The following is a 20,897-nucleotide window of genomic DNA, read 5'->3' on the forward strand; positions in this document are numbered from 1 at the left end:
GATCGTTCCCACGCACCGCGTGGTAATGCAGCCCGGGACGCTCCGCGTCCCAATAGCGGACGCAGAGCGTCCATTGAGGCATTCCCACGCGGACGGTTCGACGCCTCGACGTGGGAACGATCATTGACGGTTGATCAGCTTTCGGCGATCAACCAGTCCATCTGCCACCCACCCTGGGTCTGCCCAAGTTTCCTGGACAGCCACGGCAGCAGCTCACGCAATTCTTCCTCCAGCCCCCACGGCGGATTGGCAATCGCCAGTCCGGAGCCGTTCAGGCTGTTCGGCGTATCCAGTGGATGCACCAGCAACTCGACCCGCAGCAGCTTCGGCGCACCGGTGCCGGCCAGATCCTGATAGAAACGACGCAGTGCGCGCTGATCCTTCACCGGATACCAGATCGCCGCGACGGTCTGGCGCATCCGGCCGATGGCCTCTTTCATCGACGCCGCACAACGCTGCATTTCATCGAGCTGTTCGAACGGCGGATCAATCAGCATCACCGCGCGTTTCTCCTGCACCGGCAACATCGCCCGGGCGACATGCCAGCCCTCGCCCAGATGCACTTTGACCCGACGATCACCGGCCATGTTGTCCTTGAGCAGGACGCCGTCTTCGGGGTGCTTCTCGTTGAGCATCACCCGATCCTGGGAACGAGTCAGACGCCGCGCCAGCTCCGGCGAGCCCGGGTAATAACGCAACTGGCCATCCGGGTTCATCTCGTGCAGCACCTTCATATAGTCGGCGGTCAGCGCCGGCAGATCCGGCTGATCCCACAACCGCGCGATGCCTTCCAGGTACTCGCCGGTACGGTTGGCCTGATCGCCCTGCAGGTCATACAGACCGATGCCGGCGTGGCTGTCGAGATAGGCAAACGGCTGCTCCTTGCGCGACATCAGGGCGATGAGGCGGGTCAAGGTCAGGTGTTTGAACACATCGGCGTGATTGCCGGCATGGAAGGCGTGACGATAATTCATGGCTGCTCCTGCGAGGGCCGTGAAGTTTACCTTTTACCGGGCGGCAAGTCAGGGGCTCGCAGCTGAGTGGCGTGCCGCTGCACTAATGATCGTTCCCACGCTCTGCGTGGGAATGCAGCCCGTGACGCTCCGCGTCCATGGGGTATCAGCCCCAATTGCGGTGGACGCCTGGAACGCGGTGCATCCCTGGAGGCATTCCCACGTAGACGGTTTGACGCCTCGACGTGGGAACGATCGAGTCAGGACGGTATGGCGTGTAGGCGTTTGCCAATCACATCCAAGACATCACAGCCGTCACGCAGCGGAATTACGCAGAGTTGGGCGAAGTCGCTGAGGATGACCGAGTCGCACTCGACCGAGCCGCGCATGCACATGTTTTCCAGGACCTGAATCACGGCGCGGATGCGGTAGTTGGCGGCGTCCATCAGGATGTCGAGCGGGGCGTGGGTGTCGATGAACAGGGTGGGCATGTCGTTGCAGTTGCTGGTCAGCGCCATGAGGCGGTTGTCGGGGTGGGGGATGAAGGGTTCGTAGGGTGGATCTGGATGAAGCGTGCTCATTGTTTAATCCTCTGGTAGTGAAAGAGGCGCACACCGTTTCCCTCCTACAGGATTGGGTGGCAGCCATGCGCGGGGTAGGAGGACTGAGACCAGAGCACTCAGCCACGCCGAAGCGTGCCCGCGCATAACCGCCGCAAAAGATCTTACGGTCGAGCGAAGACTGCCGCAAATCGGGCAACGACGCTTATGCACTGCTCTGAAATCAGGGCTCCTACGCCCTGTCTCCACACTTGCGGAGACAACCAAAGACTATCCCCGCACCACCTCGCCCACCAGTTCACGCAAACCGCCGCAACTCGCAGGAAACGTCCGAAGCCTTTGCCCGGAAATTTCACTCTGACTCGTCCCGCAAGTAGTCCAGCAATGCCGAAGCCGACGATTCGTCCGACGCTGAAACCGCAAAAAACCTGACAACCTTGCAGCGCAAGACATCGGCGGGAAGCGCCTCGAACAACGCCGGTTGTTCCTCGCTCAACCACTGCAAGGCATTGTTGATTCGGGCATCACTACCGAATTGCGCCAGCAGCTTTTCCGGCACCGACCACCAGGGAAACTCCCGACCCGAGACCCGCGCCCTGCCCCCGATCTCGACGGCCTGACCGTTGATCAAGCCTCGCGTGAGAACCGGCAGCAATTGCCCGGCATCCACCTCGGACGACTCAAGGATCGGCAACAAAAACCGCCCATCCCAAAAGCGGAAGAACACCGCTTTCCCGTCCGGCATCAGCACCTGGGTCAAACTGCGAAAGTGCTCGACCACCGCCTCAAGCCCCGCCGAAGAAACCGCCAGCCAACTCCAGTCGCGAGACTCCGTGGTCGCCACCCAATCCAGAAACTCACTGCCCGCGTCGACGATTCCCACGTAGGGCATCACCGCATCCCACTCGGTATAGATCGTATCCGCCCAAACAGGGCTAGGTGCCGACGCAAACTTCGAGCGTTGCCAAACTTTGAACGGCTCGGCGATGCTCGCATTGCAGAAGATGGCGAAGAGTTGTTCAGCACTGTCAAGGGGGTGGGTTTGAAGCCAATTTCTAACAGAATCGTCTCTCATAAACCTATAACTGCCAGTCATTCAATTTCATTCAATCCACCCCATAAAGTTCGTAACCAATAAAAAAACAACCATCACTACGAAACTTCCAAATGCCGATAAATACACAAAGCGAATCAAACGCAACAAACCCTTCGGAAAATTCAGTAAGTCACTCCCATCCAAAGCCCCCCCCTTGATTGCCCGGGATGGCAGGAGCAGGTACGAGCCTATGCACGCCAACATGAAATAAGCACCCAAAACCCCACCACTCAGAGGCTTACGCACTGACACGCCTTGCGAATTACTGAGAAAACGAAAAATCGCCTCCTTTCTGAATAGAGCCAGATAGACCTGACCGACAACAGATATGAAAGCAAGACCAAAGAACACTCCGCCAAAAGTCAAAACGAACCAGATTTCATCAGCCTTCGTCATGTGCCGACTCCCTCATAAATGACCTCACCAACCTTTTCACCCAAAATCTCGCCACCCACTCCCCCTCCAAAAGTTCCAGCCCCGACCAGAACCAATGAGCAAAGCACCCCACCTGTTCCTGCAGTACCCAGGCCAATGCCAACGCATACAAGAGAGCCCGCGATACCACCACCGAGGCTTCCCCCAAATGCACCGGCAAATTTCGCCGTCTCGGTGAACTTCACTTTCCTGCAAGCTTCCTCCGTACCTAGCCGGCAAGTCTCCCTGACCTTTAACCCCGAAGCCGTCGCCCCCAGACCAACCCCAACCCAACCACCTAACTTGATCACCTTGCTGGCCTTACTTACGCCTTGAATATGCGTTGCGTATCCGGGAATCTCACCCGCAATACCAGCCTTGCTCCAATGGTGAACGAGACTCCGGCTGGAAATACCCAACGTTTTTTTCAGGTTTGGATGATCGGGCAAACCAGCCGTTTTACGCACTAGCGGGCTAAGACTGCCATCCAGCTGCGCCATCAACTTTTTGCGCTTGGAAAAGAAATCAGCGCCCTGAAGCTTTCCGTGTTTATCAAAGGTTTGCTTATGCAGTATCTCCAGCTCTGCCAGCGTCTTGCCAAGATTGTCCAGATGATTACTGAACATCGCCGAGCCGATCCCCACGGCCGTCGAACCCTGAGATAAAAACGACTGAATCTCACCGTGATGTCGAACCATAAACTCAGCCTCCGCATCACTCATTGGCGTCAGCGCCGCATCAACCTTCTGCGCCGCCTCCATCAACAACGCTTCTTCGCGCGTGCACTGCGTATTACGTGGATCACTCAGGACAATAAGTTGACCGGGTTTTGCGTATTGCGTGAGTTGTGGATTAAGACTGCGGAATTTATCCAGCACGGCAGGATCCGGCTGCGGGAACAACGTTGATTCAAGCGCTGCCCGAGACATTCCCTGTTCAACAATATGAAAGCCCGGCTCAACGCCGGAAGGCGTCGGCCGGGCCGAGGGCTTTGGGGAGTCGGTCAAGCTACTCGGGGGCAGAGTCGGAGTTGGGCACACACCGTCCTTGCAGCGCTCGCATTCTTCACAGAAGGGCGCATCACCTTTCAGGCTCATGATTTGCGCAGCAGTCAGAATCGCAGCCGGGGCCGCCACCAGTTTCTCCGGCAACCCCGGCACTGTCGGCGCCGCACTCATCGCCGCCATCGGCGCACCACCGACAACGATCGGTACGCTGCTGAAGATCCCGCCGGGGCCGATGTTGATCCACTGCCCGCCCGCCTGAATCGTCGCGCTCGCGCCGCCGTCGATCACCACTTGCTGACCGGCGCTGACGTGGAATTGAGCACTGGCGTTGATCGCCTGATTGCTCACGCGGATGTGCCGGTCGCCGGCCACCGTAAGGTGGTCGTCCTGCCTCACCTCGGTCTGGCGCTGGCCGTGGGTGATGCGCTGCTCATCGGCTTTCAGCTCGTGTTTGGCGAGGCCGGTGACGACAACGCTGCGCTGGTTATCCACCTGCACCTGTTGATCATTCAACACATGCTGCGTCCAGTTTCGCTGGGCCCGCAGGTAGATTTCCTCGGCGCCTTTGCGATCCTCGATGCGTAATTCGTTGTAGCCCCCGCCGCCGGGACTGCTCTGACTGCGGAAAATACTGCGGGTCTTGTCGGCCGGCAGATCCAGCGGCACCGGCGTCGCTGCGTTCGGCAGGCAACCCATGACCAGCGGTTTGTCGGCATCGGAATCGATGAACCCCACCAGCACTTCCATGCCGACCCGCGGTATCAGCACGCTGCCATAACGGTCGTGGGCCCAGCCGCTGGCGACCCGCAGCCAGCAGCTGGAATGCTCATTGAGCTCACCGTCGCGATCCCAGGCCAGTTGCACCTTGACCCGGCCATACTCGTCGCAATGGATTTCACTGTCTTTCGGGCCGGTGACCACGGCCGGTTGATAGCCGAGCATCCGTGGTTTTTCCGGGCCCATCGGCGGGCGGAAGAACACGTCCCACGGCGTGGCGAGAAAGGTATTACGGTAACCCTGGAATTCATCACCGTCGCTGGTGACCGATTCCTCCAGCACTTGCGGCTGTCGGCCATGGTGTTCGAGAGAGGTCAGCAGCCAGAGGTCGTTCAAATCCTGGCGCGGATGCTCGGTCAGTTGCAGGAAATGTCCACTGACCAAGGCAGATTGATCGCTGCGGCCCTCGGCCTGACGATAGTCGGCGACATGCCGCTCAAGGGTGCGCTGGGCCAGTTGCTTGCCGGTTTCGCGCTCGGTGAACTGGCCGGGAAAGTGGTAATCCTCCAGCACCGGGCGCTGCTCGCTTTCGGCGCGACTTTGCAGCGCCAGCCGGGGTTTGGTGAAGTCGTAATCACGCCGGGTGACCACGCTGGTGCGGGTTTCCACTCGAACGGTGAAGCGCTTGATCGCCGGCGCCGCCGCAGCCATGCCACTGCCCGGCAGGTACAGCGTCGGCTCGGCCAGACGCGGGAACACCGTTTGGTCATCGCCGAACACCAGCAGATGCCCGTCCGGGCTGTGCTGAAAATGGAAATGAATGCCGACTTCGGCACACAGCCGCTGGATGAACGCCAGATCGCTCTCGGCGTACTGCACGCAATACTCACGCGACGGGTAATCGCTGCCGAGGCGAAATTCGAAGGCATCGCGCAGGATCGCGTGATCCTTGAGGATCTGCGTAACGATCTGCGGCACGCTTTGGTGCTGGAAGATTCGCTGATTGATCCGGTGACCCAGATAGGCCAGACGCGGAACAAGACTGACGTGATAGCGGGTCAGACGCTTGCCGGAATCCCCCTGCCCGACCCGATAGATCTGACCGTGGATACCGGAACCGTCTTCATCAAAACTCAGAAAAGCCTGACAGTGCAGCAGGCTTTCCAGATCCAGGTCCGGCCGCTCACTGACCAGTTCCAGGTCAAAGCGGAAAGGTTGGCTGATGGCTTCCTTGCCCGTGAACTCAAGGACTTTGAGGTCAAACTGGGCGCCTTCGACGGTCAACGTGAAACGCGGTTGATTGGCAGGCGCGAACATCCGATGTCTCTCTGCAGATTGAGGGCGGGCGATTCTGCATGAGGGGCAAGGGGTGCAGGTTGGGTGACTGAAAAATCAGATTTTCCCTACTTGAAACTTCGATCTCCCCTTCAAGAATCAGCGCATTCGACTACAGACTCTGCCTTCAGAAAAATCGCAGGCAATAAAAAACGGCCCGCTTCCTGGCAGGAAGCGGGCCGTTTTCTTGTGAGCCTCAGCTCATTCCCATCACTTGTTCAGATGGAAATCCTTCTCGGCCGCTTCAAAGCGCTGAACCATGCCGGCGCTCGGCTGGCCCATCAGGCTGACCAGGTAGATCGCCAGGCTGGCGAAGATGAAGCCCGGGATGATTTCGTACAGACCCAGCAGCTCGAAATGCTTCCACACGATCACGGTGATCGCGCCGACCAGGATGCCGGCCAGAGCGCCGTCACGGGTCATCTTCTTCCAGATCACCGAGATCAGCACCACAGGACCGAACGCTGCACCGAAACCGGCCCAGGCGTAGGACACCAGACCCAGCACACGGTTGTCCGGGTTGGCGGCCATCGCGATGGCGATCAGTGCAACCAGCAACACCATGGCACGACCGACCCAGACCAGCTCAACCTGCGAAGCGTTCTTGCGCAGGAAAGCCTTGTAGAAGTCTTCGGTCAGGGCGCTCGAGCACACCAGCAACTGGCAGCTCAGGGTGCTCATCACGGCAGCCAGAATGGCCGACAGCAGTACACCGGCGATCCACGGGTTGAACAGCAGCTTCGCCAGTTCGATGAACACACGCTCGTGGTTCTCGGTCACTGGACCCGCGACTTCCGGGTGCGCCGAGAAGTAGGCGATACCGAAGAAGCCCACGGCCACGGTGCCGCCCAGGCACAGGATCATCCAGGTCATGGAGATGCGACGGGCGTTGGCGATCGATTTCACCGAATCAGCAGCCATGAAGCGCGCCAGGATGTGCGGCTGGCCGAAGTAGCCCAGACCCCAACCCATCAGCGAGATGATGCCGATGAAAGTGGTGCCTTTGAGCATGTCGAAGTTGCTCGGGTCCTGTGCTTCGATGGCCAGGAACGTGGTGTCGACGCCGCCGGTAGCCAGCAGCACGATGATCGGCGTCAGCAGCAGGGCGAAGATCATCAGGGTGGCTTGTACGGTATCGGTCCAGCTCACCGCGAGGAAACCGCCGACGAAGGTGTAGGCAATCGTCGCCGCAGCACCGGCCCACAACGCGGTCTCGTAGGACATACCGAAGGTGCTTTCGAACAGGCGGGCACCGGCCACGATGCCGGAAGCGCAATAAATGGTGAAGAACACCAGAATCACCACCGCCGAAATGACGCGCAGCAGACCGCTTTTGTCTTCGAAACGGCTGGAGAAGTAGTCCGGCAGGGTCAGCGCATCGCCGTTGTGCTCGGTTTGAACACGCAGACGGCCGGCGACGAACAGCCAGTTCAGGTAGGCACCGACGATCAAGCCGATGGCGATCCAGCTTTCGGACAGGCCGGACATGTAGATGGCGCCCGGCAGGCCCATCAGCAACCAGCCGCTCATGTCGGAAGCGCCGGCGGACAATGCCGTTACCACGCTGCCCAGGCTGCGGCCACCCAGAATGTAGTCAGAAAGGTTGTTGGTGGAGCGATAGGCCATGAAGCCGATCAGCACCATTGCTGCGATGTAGATCACGAACGTGATCAGGGTTGGATTGCTTGCGCTCATTACGTACGTGCCCTGGCTTTGTTTTTATGTAGCGGCGGCGGTTGCACCGTTTGCAGACTGATGCCTGACAGACGATTCGCACGGCCGCGCATTTATGACCAATGTTTCCCCAGGAAAGCCATTGGCCGGTGCGTCGGGTTTCCCCGGTTGCACCTTGGGCGCGAATCCTATGCAACAAAGCAAAACAGGTGCAACCAGTTTCTTGAGAATTAGTTGCACCCAGTCGGATTTATCCTACGGAAGTGGCTTTTTGCTCCCTTTTAACGCAGTGACAACGCTTTTCTATAAGCAAAAGCACCAAGCAAGAGCAGCACTTTCGTACCAGAAATTATTTCCTGACGAGCTGCAGAATATTCCGACAAAAAAGGGTTGCACCCGGTTGCACCTGTTTCGGCTCGCGGCTAATCTTGCCGCCAGCTGTTGTCGCGCAACTGCGGCACCTATGAGGATAAAAATATGGCTACCACCACCCTTGGGGTCAAACTTGACGACCCGACCCGCGAGCGCCTGAAGGCCGCCGCAACCTCGATTGATCGCACACCGCACTGGTTGATCAAGCAGGCAATTTTCAATTACCTGGAAAAACTCGAGGGTGGTGCAACCCTGACCGAGCTGAACGGTTTGTCCGCCAAGGACACCGACGACGCAGGTGAAGTCCACACCGATCACGCTCACCAATGCTTCCTCGAATTTGCTGAAAGCATCCTGCCGCAATCGGTGCTGCGCGCCTCGATCACCGCCGCTTACCGTCGCCCCGAGCCGGAAGTGGTGCCGATGCTGATCGAGCAGGCGCGCCTGCCGGCGCCGATGGCCGAAGCCACCAACAAACTCGCCGCGACCATCGCGGAAAAACTGCGTAACCAGAAGAGTGCCGGCGGTCGTGCAGGCATTGTTCAAGGCCTGCTGCAGGAATTTTCCCTGTCGTCCCAGGAAGGCGTGGCGCTGATGTGCCTGGCCGAAGCGCTGCTGCGGATCCCGGACAAAGGCACTCGCGATGCGCTGATCCGCGACAAGATCAGCACCGGCAACTGGCAGCCGCACTTGGGCAACAGCCCGTCGCTGTTCGTCAACGCTGCGACCTGGGGCCTGCTGCTGACCGGCAAACTGGTATCCACCCACAACGAAGCCGGCCTGACTTCGTCCCTGAGCCGCATCATCGGCAAGAGCGGCGAGCCGATGATCCGCAAGGGCGTCGACATGGCCATGCGCCTGATGGGCGAGCAGTTCGTCACCGGCGAAACCATCGCCGAGGCCCTGGCCAATGCGAGCAAGTTCGAAGCCAAGGGCTTCCGTTATTCCTACGACATGCTTGGTGAAGCGGCGCTGACCGAACACGACGCCCAGAAGTACCTGGCCTCGTACGAACAAGCCATTCACTCGATCGGCAAAGCGTCCCACGGCCGTGGGATTTATGAAGGCCCGGGCATCTCGATCAAACTGTCGGCCCTGCACCCGCGTTATAGCCGTGCCCAGTACGAGCGCGTGATGGACGAGCTGTACCCGCGCCTGCTGTCGCTGACACTGCTGGCCAAGCAATACGACATCGGCCTGAACATCGACGCCGAAGAAGCTGACCGCCTGGAGCTGTCGCTGGATCTGCTCGAGCGCCTGTGCTTCGAGCCGCAACTGACCGGCTGGAACGGCATCGGTTTCGTGATCCAGGCTTACCAGAAGCGCTGCCCGTACGTGATCGACTACGTGATCGACCTCGCTCGCCGCAGCCGTCATCGCCTGATGATCCGCCTGGTGAAAGGCGCGTACTGGGACAGCGAAATCAAGCGTGCCCAGGTCGAAGGCCTGGAAGGCTATCCGGTCTACACCCGCAAGGTGTACACCGACGTTTCCTACATCGCCTGCGCCCGTAAACTGCTGTCGGTGCCGGAAGTCATCTACCCGCAGTTCGCTACGCACAACGCCCACACCCTGTCGGCGATTTATCACATTGCCGGTCAGAACTATTACCCGGGCCAGTACGAATTCCAATGCCTGCACGGCATGGGCGAACCGTTGTACGAGCAGGTTGTAGGCAAAGTTTCCGAAGGCAAGCTGAACCGTCCGTGCCGCGTGTACGCTCCGGTCGGCACCCACGAAACCCTGCTGGCGTACCTCGTACGTCGTCTGCTGGAAAACGGCGCCAACACCTCGTTCGTCAACCGCATCGCCGACCAGTCGATTTCGATTCAGGAACTGGTGGCCGATCCAGTTGCGCAGATCGAGCAGATGGCAACCGTGGAAGGTGGTTTCGGCCTGCCGCACCCGCGCATTCCGCTGCCGCGTGACCTGTATGGTTCCGAGCGCGCCAACTCCGCCGGCATCGACATGGCCAACGAACATCGTCTGGCCTCACTGTCCTGCGCCCTGCTGGCCACTGCGCACAACAACTGGAAAGCCGCGCCGATGCTCGGTTGCGCCTCCAGCAACGAAGCGCCGGCACCGGTGCTGAACCCGTCCGATCTGCGTGACGTGGTCGGTCACGTGCAGGAAGCCACCGTCGAAGACGTCGACAACGCCATTCAATGCGCCCTCAACGCCGCACCGATCTGGCAGGCCACCCCGCCGGCCGAACGTGCCGCGATTCTGGAACGTGCCGCTGACCTGATGGAAGGCGAGATCCAGCCGCTGATGGGCCTGCTGGCCCGCGAAGCCGGCAAGACCTTCGCCAACGCCATCGCCGAAGTCCGCGAAGCGGTCGACTTCCTGCGTTATTACGCGGTGCAGGCACGCAACGATTTCAGCAACGACGCCCACCGCCCACTGGGCCCGGTGGTGTGCATCAGCCCGTGGAACTTCCCGCTGGCGATCTTCAGCGGTCAGGTTGCCGCCGCACTGGCCGCCGGTAACCCGGTGCTGGCCAAACCGGCCGAACAGACTCCGCTGGTCGCCGCACAAGCCGTGCGCCTGCTGCTCGAAGCCGGGATTCCGGAAGGCGTGCTGCAACTGCTGCCGGGTCGCGGTGAAACCGTCGGCGCCGGTCTGGTGGGCGATGAGCGCGTCAAAGGCGTGATGTTCACCGGCTCCACTGAAGTCGCCCGTCTGCTGCAACGCAACATCGCCGGTCGCCTCGACAACCAGGGCCGTCCAATCCCGCTGATCGCCGAAACCGGTGGCCAGAACGCGATGATCGTCGACTCTTCGGCACTGACCGAACAGGTGGTGATTGACGTGGTGTCGTCGGCCTTCGACAGCGCCGGTCAGCGTTGCTCGGCCCTGCGCGTCCTGTGCTTGCAGGAAGATTCCGCCGATCGCGTCATCGAAATGCTCAAAGGCGCGATGGCTGAAAGCCGTCTCGGCAACCCGGAGCGTCTGTCCGTGGACATCGGCCCGGTGATCGACGCCGAAGCCAAGGCCGGTATCGAGAAGCACATCCAGGGCATGCGCGACAAAGGTCGCAACGTGTACCAGGTGGCCATCGCCGACACCGAGGAAGTCAAACGCGGCACCTTCGTCATGCCGACCCTGATCGAGCTGGAAAGCTTCGACGAGCTGCAACGCGAGATCTTCGGCCCGGTGCTGCACGTGGTGCGCTACAAGCGTAAAGAGATCGACCAGTTGATCGCCCAGATCAACGCCTCCGGTTACGGCCTGACCCTCGGCGTGCACACCCGCATCGACGAGACCATCGCCAAGGTGATCGACAACGTCAACGCCGGTAACGTCTACGTCAACCGCAACATTGTGGGTGCGGTGGTCGGCGTCCAGCCGTTCGGTGGTGAAGGCTTGTCGGGTACGGGCCCGAAAGCCGGTGGCCCGCTGTACCTGTACCGTCTGCTGTCGACGCGTCCTACCGATGCCATCGAACAGTCCTTCGCTCGCGGTGATGCTGCCGTGGCGCCGGACGTTCGTCTGCGCGACGCCATGAGCAAACCGCTGACCGCCCTGAAAGGCTGGGCCGACAGCAACAAGTTCGCCGATCTGAGCACTCTGTGCGTGCAGTACGCAGCGCAGTCGCAAAGCGGTATCACTCGCGTACTGGCCGGCCCGACCGGCGAGAAGAACAGCTACGCGATCCTGCCGCGCGAGCACGTGCTGTGCCTGGCGGACATCGAAGGTGATCTGCTGACCCAACTCGCGGCGGTACTGGCTGTAGGCGGTTCGGCAGTCTGGCCGGAATTCGACACCAGCAAGGCATTGTTCGCACGCCTGCCGAAGGAAATTCAGGCGCGGATCAAACTGGTTTCCGACTGGAACAAGGACGACGTGGTGTTCGATGCGGTTCTGCATCACGGCCATTCCGACCAGTTGCGTGCGGTCTGCCAGCAGATTGCCAAGCGTCCCGGCGCCATCGTCGGGGTTCAGGGCCTGTCCCAGGGCGAGACCAACATTGCGCTGGAGCGTCTGGTGATCGAGCGCGCGTTGAGCGTCAACACCGCGGCAGCAGGCGGTAACGCCAGCCTGATGACCATCGGCTGACTCTCGCGAGATCGTTCCCACGCTCCGCGTGGGAATGCAGCCCGGGACGCTCCGCGTCCCATCGGTGTCAGACTTGAAGTTGGCAGCGCGGCTGGAACGCGGAGCGTCCCTTGAGGCATTCCCACGCAGAGCGTGGGAACGATCAGCACAGGAACATAGAAATGGGCGCCCTCACCGGCGCCCATTTTTTTGGCCTCTCCATCACCGTTATCAATCTTCCTGTTCAGCCTTTATTCGCACGCCTAGACTCGGCCCATTCCAAAAAAAGGTAGGCCGCCATGTCCGAGACGCTGCTCAGTTCCCGCAATCTGGCTTTCGAGCTGTACGAAGTCCTCGATGCCGAGGGCCTGACCCGGCGCGAGCGGTTTGCCGAGCACAATCGCGAAACCTTCGATGCCGCCATCGGCACGGCACGCAACATTGCCGAGAAGTACTTCGCGCCGCACAACCGCAAGGGCGACGAGAACGAACCGCGCTACGAGAACGGTCAGGCGATTCTTATTCCCGAGGTGAAACCGGCGGTGGATGCCTTCCTCGAGGCCGGATTCCTCAACGCGGCGCGCAGTTTCGACGCTGGCGGCATGCAACTTCCTACACTGTTGTCCCAGGCCTGCTTTGCCCACTTTCAATCGGCCAACGCGGCGTCGACTTCCTATCCGTTCCTGACCATGGGCGCGGCCAACCTGATCGAAAGCTTCGGCACCGAAGAGCAGAAACAGCGCTTCCTGCAACCGATGATCGACGGCCGCTTCTTCGGCACCATGGCCCTGACCGAGCCCCACGCCGGCTCGTCGCTGTCGGATATTCGTACCCGCGCCGAGCCTGCGTCCGACGGCACTTATCGCCTCAAGGGCAACAAGATCTTCATTTCCGGCGGCGATCACCCGCTCTCGGAAAACATCGTGCACATGGTGCTGGCCAAACTGCCGGACGCACCGGCCGGGGTGAAAGGCATTTCGCTGTTTATCGTGCCGAAGTTTCTGGTCAACGATGACGGCAGTCTGGGCAAACGTAATGACGTGTTGCTGGCCGGGCTGTTCCACAAGATGGGCTGGCGCGGCACCACGTCAACGGCGCTGAACTTCGGCGATAACGGCGAGTGCGTCGGCTATCTGGTGGGCAAGCCGCATCACGGTTTGAGCTACATGTTCCAGATGATGAACGAGGCGCGGATTGGCGTCGGCATGGGCGCGGTGATGCTTGGTTATGCCGGTTATCTGTACTCGCTGGAATACGCTCGCGAACGGCCACAAGGCCGTGTGCCTGACAGCAAGGATCCGACGACGGCGCCGGTGGCGATCATTCAGCACGCCGATGTCAGACGCATGCTGCTGACGCAGAAATCCTACGTCGAAGGTGCGTTCGATCTAGGCCTGTATGCGGCGCGACTGTTCGATGACACCACCACGCTTGAGACCGAAGCCGAGCGCAAACAGGCTCACGAGCTACTGGATTTGCTGACACCGATCGTCAAATCCTGGCCGTCCGAGTTCTGCCTGAAGGCTAACGAACTGGCGATCCAGATTCTCGGCGGCCACGGTTACACCCGCGAATACCCGGTGGAGCAGTACTACCGCGACAACCGTTTGAACCCGATCCACGAAGGCACCCACGGCATTCAGTCGCTGGACTTGCTGGGACGCAAACTGGCGCAGAACGGTGGCGCCGGGCTCAAGCAGTTGATTCGCCTGATTGCCGACACCGCCGAGCGCGCGGTGGCGTACGAATCGTTGACCGCACTGCGTGAGCCGCTGGAGAAACTGGTGGCGCGCCTACAGACGGTGACCATCGGTCTGCTGACCGATCTGGCACAGGGCAAGGTCAACAGCAGTCTGGCGAACTCGGCGTTGTACCTGAAGGTGTTCGGGCATGCAGTGATTGGCTGGCGCTGGCTGGAGCAGGCGATTCGCGCCGAGGAAGGGTTGGCCAAAGGGAATGCGGCGGATGCCGACTTCTATAAGGGCAAGTTGCAGGCGGCGCGTTATTTCCTGACGTGGGAAGTGCCGGGGTGCCAGCATGAACTGGCGTTGCTGGAGGCGCGGGATGATACGTGTCTGGCAATGCAGGATGCGTGGTTCTGACCTCTTAATGATCGTTCCCACGCTCTGCGTGGGAATGCAGCCCGGGACGCTCCGCGTCCCTTTGAGATCGTGACGCAGAGCGTCACAGGAGGCATTCCCACGCGGAGCATGGGAACGATCGGTGCCTCGACAGGGAACGATCAGTCAGCTCAACTTGAACCCACCCATCTGCCGCGCCAGATCATCCGCCAGCCGCTGCAACATCTGACAATCCTCACGACAGGCGCGGACCTCCCCCGCCGTCGCCCGGGCCAGATCGGAAATGCCCTGCACGTTGCGGTTGATCTCCTCGGTCACCGCCGACTGTTCCTCAGTCGCCGTCGCCACCTGATGGTTCATGTCGCTGATGCGCTCGACCTGCCCGGTAATCGCAGTCAAAGACGCCCCGGTACGCTGGCTCGATTCGACTCCGGTGCCCGTCGCGGCCTGCCCGGTGCGCATCGACGACACCGCATTCTCCGCCCCCTGCTTGAGGCTGCCGATCATCTGCTGAATTTCGTCGGTAGACGCCTGAGTCCGGCGCGCCAATGTCCGCACCTCGTCGGCCACCACTGCAAAACCACGCCCCATGTCCCCGGCCCGCGCCGCTTCAATCGCCGCGTTCAGCGCCAGCAGATTGGTCTGCTCGGACACCCCGCGAATCACCGCCAGCACCTGATCGATCGACGCCACCTGATGCGCCAACTCACCCACCGCGCCGGCCGCGACGCCAATTTCATCGGACATGCTTTCGATATGGCGAATCGAACCGCCGACCACTTCCCGCGCCTGCAGCGCTTCATCGCGGGCGGTTTGCGAGGCGAGCGCGGCGTTGCCGGCGTTCTGGGCGATCTCCTGCACGGTCAGGCCCATTTCGTGGACGGCAGTGGCGACCATGTCGGTCATTTCCTGCTGGCGACCGGAGCGTTCGGCGGTGTTATCCACAACCCTGGCCACCTGGCCGACCGCGACACGCAGGCGTTCACTGGTGGTCAGCACTTCGCCGATCATCCCGCGCTGGCTGTCGAGGAAACGGTTGAAGCCCCGCGCAAGGTCGCCCAGTTCATCGGCGCGGCTGGAATCTAACCGATGGGTCAAATCTCCACCACCGCTACCGATTGCTACCAGCGCCGCTGTTACCTGACGAATCGGTCGCACCAATCCCTGAGCCAGCCAGATCACCAGCGCCAGGCAAACCAGCGCCACCACCAGGCCGATGCCGCTGCTCATCCACATCGCCCGGCGGGCTTCGGCGTAGATCTGCGACTGCGGCACTTCGGCCACCAGGGTCCAGCCGAGGTCGCGCAGGGGCAGGCTGAAGGCGAGGAAATCTTCGCCGTCGCGCTGGAAACTGCTGTTGCTAGCCGCTTTATGGCCCATGACCGCTTGTGCTGCCGAGGTGCCGATCTGCTCGCTCAAGGTGCGCTTGCCGCTGAACTGCGCCTCGGGATGGACCTGGATCAAGCCGTCGGAACGCACGAGATAGACCTTGCCGCGCTCACCGAAGCTGAAGTTGTGGATCAGCTCCGACAGCTCTTTCATGCTCAGCCCGAGCCCCGCGACGCCGACCACTTTGCCGGCCTGCTCCACCTTCAAATCGATGAACAGCGCCAGCTCTCCGGTGGCCCCGTCGTTGTCGATGTTCAGGGTTCGCGGCTGATTGCTGTCGAGGAAAGAGTAAAACCACGCATCGGCCGGTTTGTCGCGACTCAGGGTGCGATCCAGGCCTTTTTCGGTGATGTAGTGATTGGATTCAGTACCGATGATCAGCGCAGTGAACGCCTTGTGTTCGGCGCGGATGCCTTCCAGATACTGCGCAAAGCCTGCCGTTTTGCCGGAGTCTTCACCGTTGGCCAGCCAGTCGCGGACCATGGTGTTACTGGCGATGTCTTTAGCAGCGGTGAGGGGTTGAACGAGGATTCGTTCGATGTCGTTGCGCGTCGCTTCGATGCTCGACGGCAGCGCCTGTTCGACCAGATAGCTCTGGGCGAGGCGGTTGACCACCAGGGTATAAATGCCAACCACGATCAGAATGCTGACCAGCAGGGCGGTGCCCATACCGAGGATCAGTTGCCATTGAATACTGCGACGCCAGAACTGCATGGAGCACCCCCAAAGAATAAGAGGCTGAAACACTGCAACAGCCGTGCCTATTGTATACAGCGCAATCGACAATCTTATTCTTTGGTTGTGCGCAACCCATCAACCCTGATTGATGGTCTTGGCGATGGTCTCGACCGTGGCGCTGACTTGCTCTTGGTAACGCTCGAGTTCCTGCTGGTGCTGCTTCTTCATTTCAATCTGCTGCGAGCACAGATTCATCGCCGCCAGCACCAGCAGGCGGTCGCCGATCAGGGTCGGGTATTTCTTCTTGGTGTCGGCCAGTGCGGCCTTGAGCATCAACGCAGCGTCCAGCAGGGTCTGTTCTTCCCCGGCCGGTGCCTTGATCGAATAGTCCTCCCCCATGATGGAGATGACTTTTACCCCTGCTGTGCCGTGGTTCATGCGCTGACAGGACCTGCGTTGACGCGATCAACCAGGGCCTGGATGCGCGCGGCGGTGGCGCCGTGCTTTTCTTCCTGTTCCATCAGGCTCAGTTGCAGGCTTTCGTTTTCATCCTTGGCCTGGGCCAGTTCCGTGGACAGGGTCTGGTTGGTTTCCGACAGGGTCTGGTTCTGTTGCACCAGGTCGCTGACGAGCTGTTCCAATTGGCTGAGGGATGCTTCCAACATTTTGATCTTCCAGGGCTTTTTCAAAGGGCGCGTACGATAAAGAAAAGTCATCGTTGACGCCAGGGTTAAACCGGCGCAAGGCCTTGATTTTCCTGGCGGCCGACCGTTCTTGCGAGTGTTAGAGACTGTGATCTGCCGATCTGGTTCCTGCACTTCGTCGCCCGACGCCCCGTGCGACAAATACGCACACCGCCTCAAGACTTTAGTCGTATGACCGATAAGTCACCCAACAGCAGTCTCAGCCCGCACGGATGCGGCCCTTCCCTGGTATCCGCCTCCATGTCCCTTCGCAATATGAACATCGCCCCCCGGGCGTTCACCGGTTTCGCCCTGATCGGCGGCCTGATGCTGATTCTCGGCGTGTTCGCCCTGAATCAGATGAGCAAGATCCGCGCAGCAGGCGAAGACATCGCCACCGCCAGCGTGCCTTCGATCAAGGCCCTCGACGAATTCACCCAGTTGACCCTGCGCCTGCGCGTGCTGTCGTATCGGTTGCTGATCAACCGAGAGCCAGACGTCCAGCAAAAAACCATCGAACTGTTCGATTTGCGCAACCGGCAGATCGCCGACGCGCAACGCGCCTACGAGCCGCTGATCGATGGCCCGCAAGAACGCGCCGCTTACGATCAGTACGTGCAGTTGCTGGCGCAGTACCGTCAACTCGAAGACCGGATGAAGACTCTGTCGCGCAACAATCAGGTCGACGAATTGCGGCAGATGCTCAACACCGATTTGCTCGCCAACTCCGAAGCGGTGAATACCGCCCTCGCACGTTTGCTGGAGATCAACACCCAACAGATCGCCGAGACCAATCAGGGCGCCACTGATCAGTATTCGATGTCGTTCAATCTGGTGGTGACCCTGCTGGTGATCGCCACCGGCCTGACCTTGCTGTTCGCCTGGTTGCTGACCAGCAGCATCACCAAGCCAATCGCCAAGGCACTGGATGCAGCGGAAACCATCGCCGAGGGCAACCTGACCCAGCCGATCCACGTGGATGGTACCGACGAAGCCGGACGCCTGCTGGCGGCCATGGCCAAGATGCAGTCGAAGCTGCGCGACACCCTACAGCGGATTTCCGGCTCGGCCACCCAACTGGCCTCCGCCGCCGAAGAGCTGAACAGCGTCACCGACGAAAGCGCCCGTGGGCTGACCCAGCAGAACAACGAAATCGAACAGGCTGCCACCGCGGTCAACGAGATGACCAGCGCCGTGGAAGAAGTCGCGCGCAACGCGGTCAGCACCTCGGAAGCCTCGAAGAACGCCACCACCTCCGCCGGAGACGGCCGCGACCTGGTGCAGGAAACCGTCAGCGCCATCGAACGCATGAGCGCCGACGTGCAGAGCACTGCGACCCTGATCGGCGATCTGGCCAACGAATCCCGCGACATCGGCAAGGTGCTGGACGTGATCCGTGGCCTGGCTGACCAGACCAACCTGCTCGCGCTCAACGCCGCCATCGAAGCCGCCCGTGCCGGTGAAGCCGGTCGTGGTTTTGCCGTGGTGGCTGACGAAGTCCGTGCACTGGCGCACCGCACTCAGCAATCGACCAGCGAAATCGAGCGCATGATCGGCAGCATCCAGAGCGGCACCGAACACGCCGTGGATTCGATGCGCAACAGCACCGAGCGTGCAGAGTCGACCCTGAACATCGCCCGTGGCGCCGGTCTGTCGCTGGACACCATCAACACGGCCATCGTCGAAATCAACGAGCGCAACCTGGTGATCGCCAGCGCCGCTGAAGAGCAGGCGCAAGTGGCGCGGGAAGTGGATCGCAATCTGGTGAACATCCGCGATCTGTCGGTGCAATCGGCGACCGGAGCGAATCAGACCAGTGCGGCGAGTAACGAGCTGTCGCGCCTGGCGCTGGATCTGAACAATATGGTTGGGCGGTTTAGCCTCTGAGATAGAAGCCCCCTTTTGATCATTCTCACATCGAGAGGTTGATCGTTCCCACGCTCCGCGTGGGAATGCAGCCCGGGACGCTCCGCGTCCCAAAAGCGGACGCAGAGCGTCCATTGAGGCATTCCCACGCGGAGCGTGGGAACGATCGCCTCCTCTGGTGCAAAAGCTTTTTGACAGCATCACATTTCAACAGGTTAGAATCGCTGGCACGCAGACTGCATGGTCAGTTTGTGCCCGTCTTTCCGCTTCTGGAGTACTGCCTTTGAATGCGACGACCATCAACAGCCTGTTCTTGATCGGCGCGTTGCTGGTAGGCGCAAGCATTCTTGTCAGCTCCCTGTCTTCCCGTCTCGGCATCCCGATTCTGGTGATCATTCTCGCGGTCGGCATGAGTGCCGGGGTCGATGGCGGCGGCATCATTTTCGATAACTACCCGACGGCCTATCTGGTCGGCAACCTCGCACTGGCAGTGATCCTGCTCGACGGTGGCTTGCGCACCCGGGTGTCCAGTTTCCGCGTGGCCCTGTGGCCGGCCTTGTCGCTGGCCACGGTCGGCGTCCTTATCACCACCGGCCTCACCGGCATGGCCGCCGCCTGGCTGTTCGACCTCAATCTGATTCAAGGCCTGCTGATCGGCGCCATCGTCGGTTCCACGGACGCCGCGGCGGTGTTCTCGCTGCTCGGTGGCAAGGGCCTGAACGAACGGGTGACCGCCAGCCTGGAAATCGAATCCGGCAGCAACGACCCGATGGCGGTGTTCCTCACCGTGACCCTGATCGACATGCTCGCCAGCGGCCAGACCGGCCTGCACTGGAGCCTGTTGACCCACCTGATCCGCGAGTTCGGCATTGGCGGTGTGATCGGTCTGGGCGGTGGCTGGCTGATGCTGCAACTGGTCAACCGGATCAATCTCGCCGCCGGCCTGTATCCGATTCTGGTGATCGCCGGCGGTCTGGTGGTGTTCGCCCTGACCAACGCCCTGCACGGCAGCGGCTTCCTCGCCGTGTACCTGTGCGGTCTGGTGATCGGCAACCGCCCGGTGCGCAGCCGTCACGGCATCCTGCACATGCTCGACGGCATGGCGTGGCTGGCGCAGATCGGCATGTTCCTGGTGCTGGGTTTGCTGGTCACTCCGCATGATTTGCTGCCGATCGCCGTGCCGGCGCTGGGTCTGGCGCTGTGGATGATCCTGTTCGCACGGCCGCTGTCGGTGCTGGTCGGGCTGCTGCCATTCAAGGCCTTCCACGGCCGCGAGAAAGCCTTCATTTCCTGGGTCGGCCTGCGTGGCGCGGTACCGATCATTCTGGCGGTGTTCCCGCTGATGGCCGGGCTGCCGAATGCGCAGCTGTATTTCAACCTCGCCTTCTTTATCGTGCTGGTGTCGCTGCTGGTGCAGGGCACGAGCCTGCCGTGGGTGGCCAAGCTGCTCAAGGTGACGGTCCCGCCGGAGCCGGCGCCGATCTCCCGCGCGGCCCTCGAAGTCCACGTCACCAGCGAGTGGGAGCTGTTCGTCTACAAGCTCGGCGCGGAAAAATGGTGCATCGGTTCGCCCCTGCGCGAACTGAAAATGCCCGAAGGCACCCGTATCGCTGCGCTGTTTCGCGGTCAGCAACTGCTCCATCCGTCGGGTAGTACGGTGCTGGAAGTCGATGATTTGCTGTGTGTTATCGGCCATGAACACAACCTTCCGGCCCTCGGAAAACTGTTCAGCCAGGCGCCGCAACGCGGCCTCGATCTGCGCTTCTTCGGCGACTTCGTACTCGAAGGAGACGCCCAGCTCAAAGCGGTTGCCGCCCTGTACGGCCTGCCCGCCGAAGGCATCGATCCGGACATGACCCTGGGCCACTTCATTGCCCAGAAAGTCGGCGGTGCGCCAATCGTTGGCGACCAGGTGGAATGGAACAACACCCACTGGACGGTTGCGGTCATGGACGGGAACAAGATCGCCAAAGTGGGCGTCAGATTCCCCGAAGGAAGTCGCCCGGGCCCCGGACTCTTCCTCTAAACTGCGTC

Annotated in this window: 12 protein-coding genes and 2 pseudogenes; 4 read left to right on the forward strand and 10 right to left on the reverse strand. The window is 60.8% G+C overall.

Annotation, left to right across the window (positions count from 1 at the left end; translation table 11 throughout):
* Nucleotides 1–134: 134 nt before the first annotated feature.
* The 6 genes and pseudogenes from AC07Y2_RS23595 to putP form a co-directional block, all read right to left on the reverse strand.
* On the reverse strand, nt 135–974 hold the full coding sequence (locus AC07Y2_RS23595; protein ID WP_074689600.1) for a 23S rRNA (adenine(2030)-N(6))-methyltransferase RlmJ: 840 nt from the start codon (nt 972–974) through the stop codon (nt 135–137).
* Between the two features lie 239 nt (nt 975–1,213).
* The gene (locus tag AC07Y2_RS23600; protein WP_074689599.1) at nt 1,214–1,534 is read right to left on the reverse strand and encodes a hypothetical protein; all 321 of its coding nucleotides are present in this window, start codon (nt 1,532–1,534) and stop codon (nt 1,214–1,216) included.
* Between the two features lie 331 nt (nt 1,535–1,865).
* Entirely contained in the window at nt 1,866–2,609 is a 744-nt protein-coding gene (locus AC07Y2_RS23605; protein WP_408980486.1) for a DUF4123 domain-containing protein, read from the reverse strand.
* A 6-nt stretch (nt 2,610–2,615) separates the two neighbouring features.
* Nucleotides 2,616–3,005, reverse strand: a complete 390-nt coding sequence (locus AC07Y2_RS23610; RefSeq protein ID WP_074689598.1) for a hypothetical protein — start codon at nt 3,003–3,005, stop codon at nt 2,616–2,618.
* Nucleotides 3,006–4,057: 1,052 nt separating this feature from the next.
* A pseudogene (locus AC07Y2_RS23615) lies at nt 4,058–6,064 on the reverse strand (type VI secretion system Vgr family protein); the annotation flags it as partial.
* Between the two features lie 228 nt (nt 6,065–6,292).
* Nucleotides 6,293–7,777 (reverse strand): sodium/proline symporter PutP, encoded by a 1,485-nt coding sequence (putP, locus tag AC07Y2_RS23620; RefSeq protein ID WP_085667704.1) that lies wholly within the window; start codon nt 7,775–7,777, stop codon nt 6,293–6,295.
* 456 nt (nt 7,778–8,233) lie between these two features.
* Between putP and putA the strand changes: the two genes are divergently transcribed.
* Together putA and AC07Y2_RS23630 are read left to right on the forward strand one after the other, a co-directional pair.
* A complete protein-coding gene (putA, locus tag AC07Y2_RS23625; protein ID WP_103386977.1) occupies nt 8,234–12,187 on the forward strand; it encodes a trifunctional transcriptional regulator/proline dehydrogenase/L-glutamate gamma-semialdehyde dehydrogenase in 3,954 nt (1,317 codons plus the stop codon).
* 278 nt (nt 12,188–12,465) lie between these two features.
* Nucleotides 12,466–14,268 (forward strand): acyl-CoA dehydrogenase, encoded by a 1,803-nt coding sequence (locus AC07Y2_RS23630; RefSeq protein ID WP_039766509.1) that lies wholly within the window; start codon nt 12,466–12,468, stop codon nt 14,266–14,268.
* 144 nt (nt 14,269–14,412) lie between these two features.
* Here AC07Y2_RS23630 and AC07Y2_RS23635 read toward each other — a convergent pair whose 3' ends face one another.
* The 4 genes and pseudogenes from AC07Y2_RS23635 to AC07Y2_RS23650 all read right to left on the reverse strand — a co-directional run bounded on the left by AC07Y2_RS23635 (nt 14,413) and on the right by AC07Y2_RS23650 (nt 16,979).
* Complete coding sequence (locus AC07Y2_RS23635; RefSeq protein WP_490843120.1) at nt 14,413–15,258, reverse strand: methyl-accepting chemotaxis protein; 846 nt, start codon at nt 15,256–15,258, stop codon at nt 14,413–14,415.
* Between the two features lie 21 nt (nt 15,259–15,279).
* A pseudogene (locus AC07Y2_RS23640) lies at nt 15,280–16,350 on the reverse strand (cache domain-containing protein); the annotation flags it as partial.
* A gap of 99 nt (nt 16,351–16,449) precedes the next feature.
* Entirely contained in the window at nt 16,450–16,752 is a 303-nt protein-coding gene (locus AC07Y2_RS23645) for a cell division protein ZapA (protein ID WP_039766503.1), read from the reverse strand.
* Nucleotides 16,749–16,979: a hypothetical protein gene (locus AC07Y2_RS23650; RefSeq protein ID WP_007952320.1), complete on the reverse strand. Its 231-nt coding sequence runs from the start codon at nt 16,977–16,979 to the stop codon at nt 16,749–16,751. Before AC07Y2_RS23650 ends, AC07Y2_RS23645 begins: the two co-directional genes overlap by 4 nt.
* Before the next feature lie 279 nt (nt 16,980–17,258).
* On the opposite strand from AC07Y2_RS23650, the gene AC07Y2_RS23655 reads away from it, so the two are divergent.
* On the forward strand, nt 17,259–18,884 hold the full coding sequence (locus AC07Y2_RS23655; RefSeq protein WP_039766500.1) for a methyl-accepting chemotaxis protein: 1,626 nt from the start codon (nt 17,259–17,261) through the stop codon (nt 18,882–18,884).
* A 262-nt stretch (nt 18,885–19,146) separates the two neighbouring features.
* Nucleotides 19,147–20,889 (forward strand): potassium/proton antiporter, encoded by a 1,743-nt coding sequence (locus AC07Y2_RS23660; protein ID WP_103386974.1) that lies wholly within the window; start codon nt 19,147–19,149, stop codon nt 20,887–20,889.
* Nucleotides 20,890–20,897: the final 8 nt, after the last annotated feature.

The sequence above is a fragment of the Pseudomonas sp. GW456-12-1-14-TSB6 genome, from assembly GCF_059424205.1.

What these genes read in the sequence shown, in the direction of transcription:
- AC07Y2_RS23595 (WP_074689600.1), bottom strand. Translation starts at nt 974, where the DNA reads ATGAATTATCGTCACGCCTTCCATGCCGGCAATCACGCCGATGTGTTC.
- AC07Y2_RS23600 (WP_074689599.1), bottom strand. Translation starts at nt 1,534, where the DNA reads ATGAGCACGCTTCATCCAGATCCACCCTACGAACCCTTCATCCCCCAC.
- AC07Y2_RS23605 (WP_408980486.1), bottom strand. Translation starts at nt 2,609, where the DNA reads ATGACTGGCAGTTATAGGTTTATGAGAGACGATTCTGTTAGAAATTGG.
- AC07Y2_RS23610 (WP_074689598.1), bottom strand. Translation starts at nt 3,005, where the DNA reads ATGACGAAGGCTGATGAAATCTGGTTCGTTTTGACTTTTGGCGGAGTG.
- putP (WP_085667704.1), bottom strand. Translation starts at nt 7,777, where the DNA reads ATGAGCGCAAGCAATCCAACCCTGATCACGTTCGTGATCTACATCGCA.
- putA (WP_103386977.1), top strand. Translation starts at nt 8,234, where the DNA reads ATGGCTACCACCACCCTTGGGGTCAAACTTGACGACCCGACCCGCGAG.
- AC07Y2_RS23630 (WP_039766509.1), top strand. Translation starts at nt 12,466, where the DNA reads ATGTCCGAGACGCTGCTCAGTTCCCGCAATCTGGCTTTCGAGCTGTAC.
- AC07Y2_RS23635 (WP_490843120.1), bottom strand. Translation starts at nt 15,258, where the DNA reads ATGATCGGCGAAGTGCTGACCACCAGTGAACGCCTGCGTGTCGCGGTC.
- AC07Y2_RS23645 (WP_039766503.1), bottom strand. Translation starts at nt 16,752, where the DNA reads ATGAACCACGGCACAGCAGGGGTAAAAGTCATCTCCATCATGGGGGAG.
- AC07Y2_RS23650 (WP_007952320.1), bottom strand. Translation starts at nt 16,979, where the DNA reads ATGTTGGAAGCATCCCTCAGCCAATTGGAACAGCTCGTCAGCGACCTG.
- AC07Y2_RS23655 (WP_039766500.1), top strand. Translation starts at nt 17,259, where the DNA reads ATGTCCCTTCGCAATATGAACATCGCCCCCCGGGCGTTCACCGGTTTC.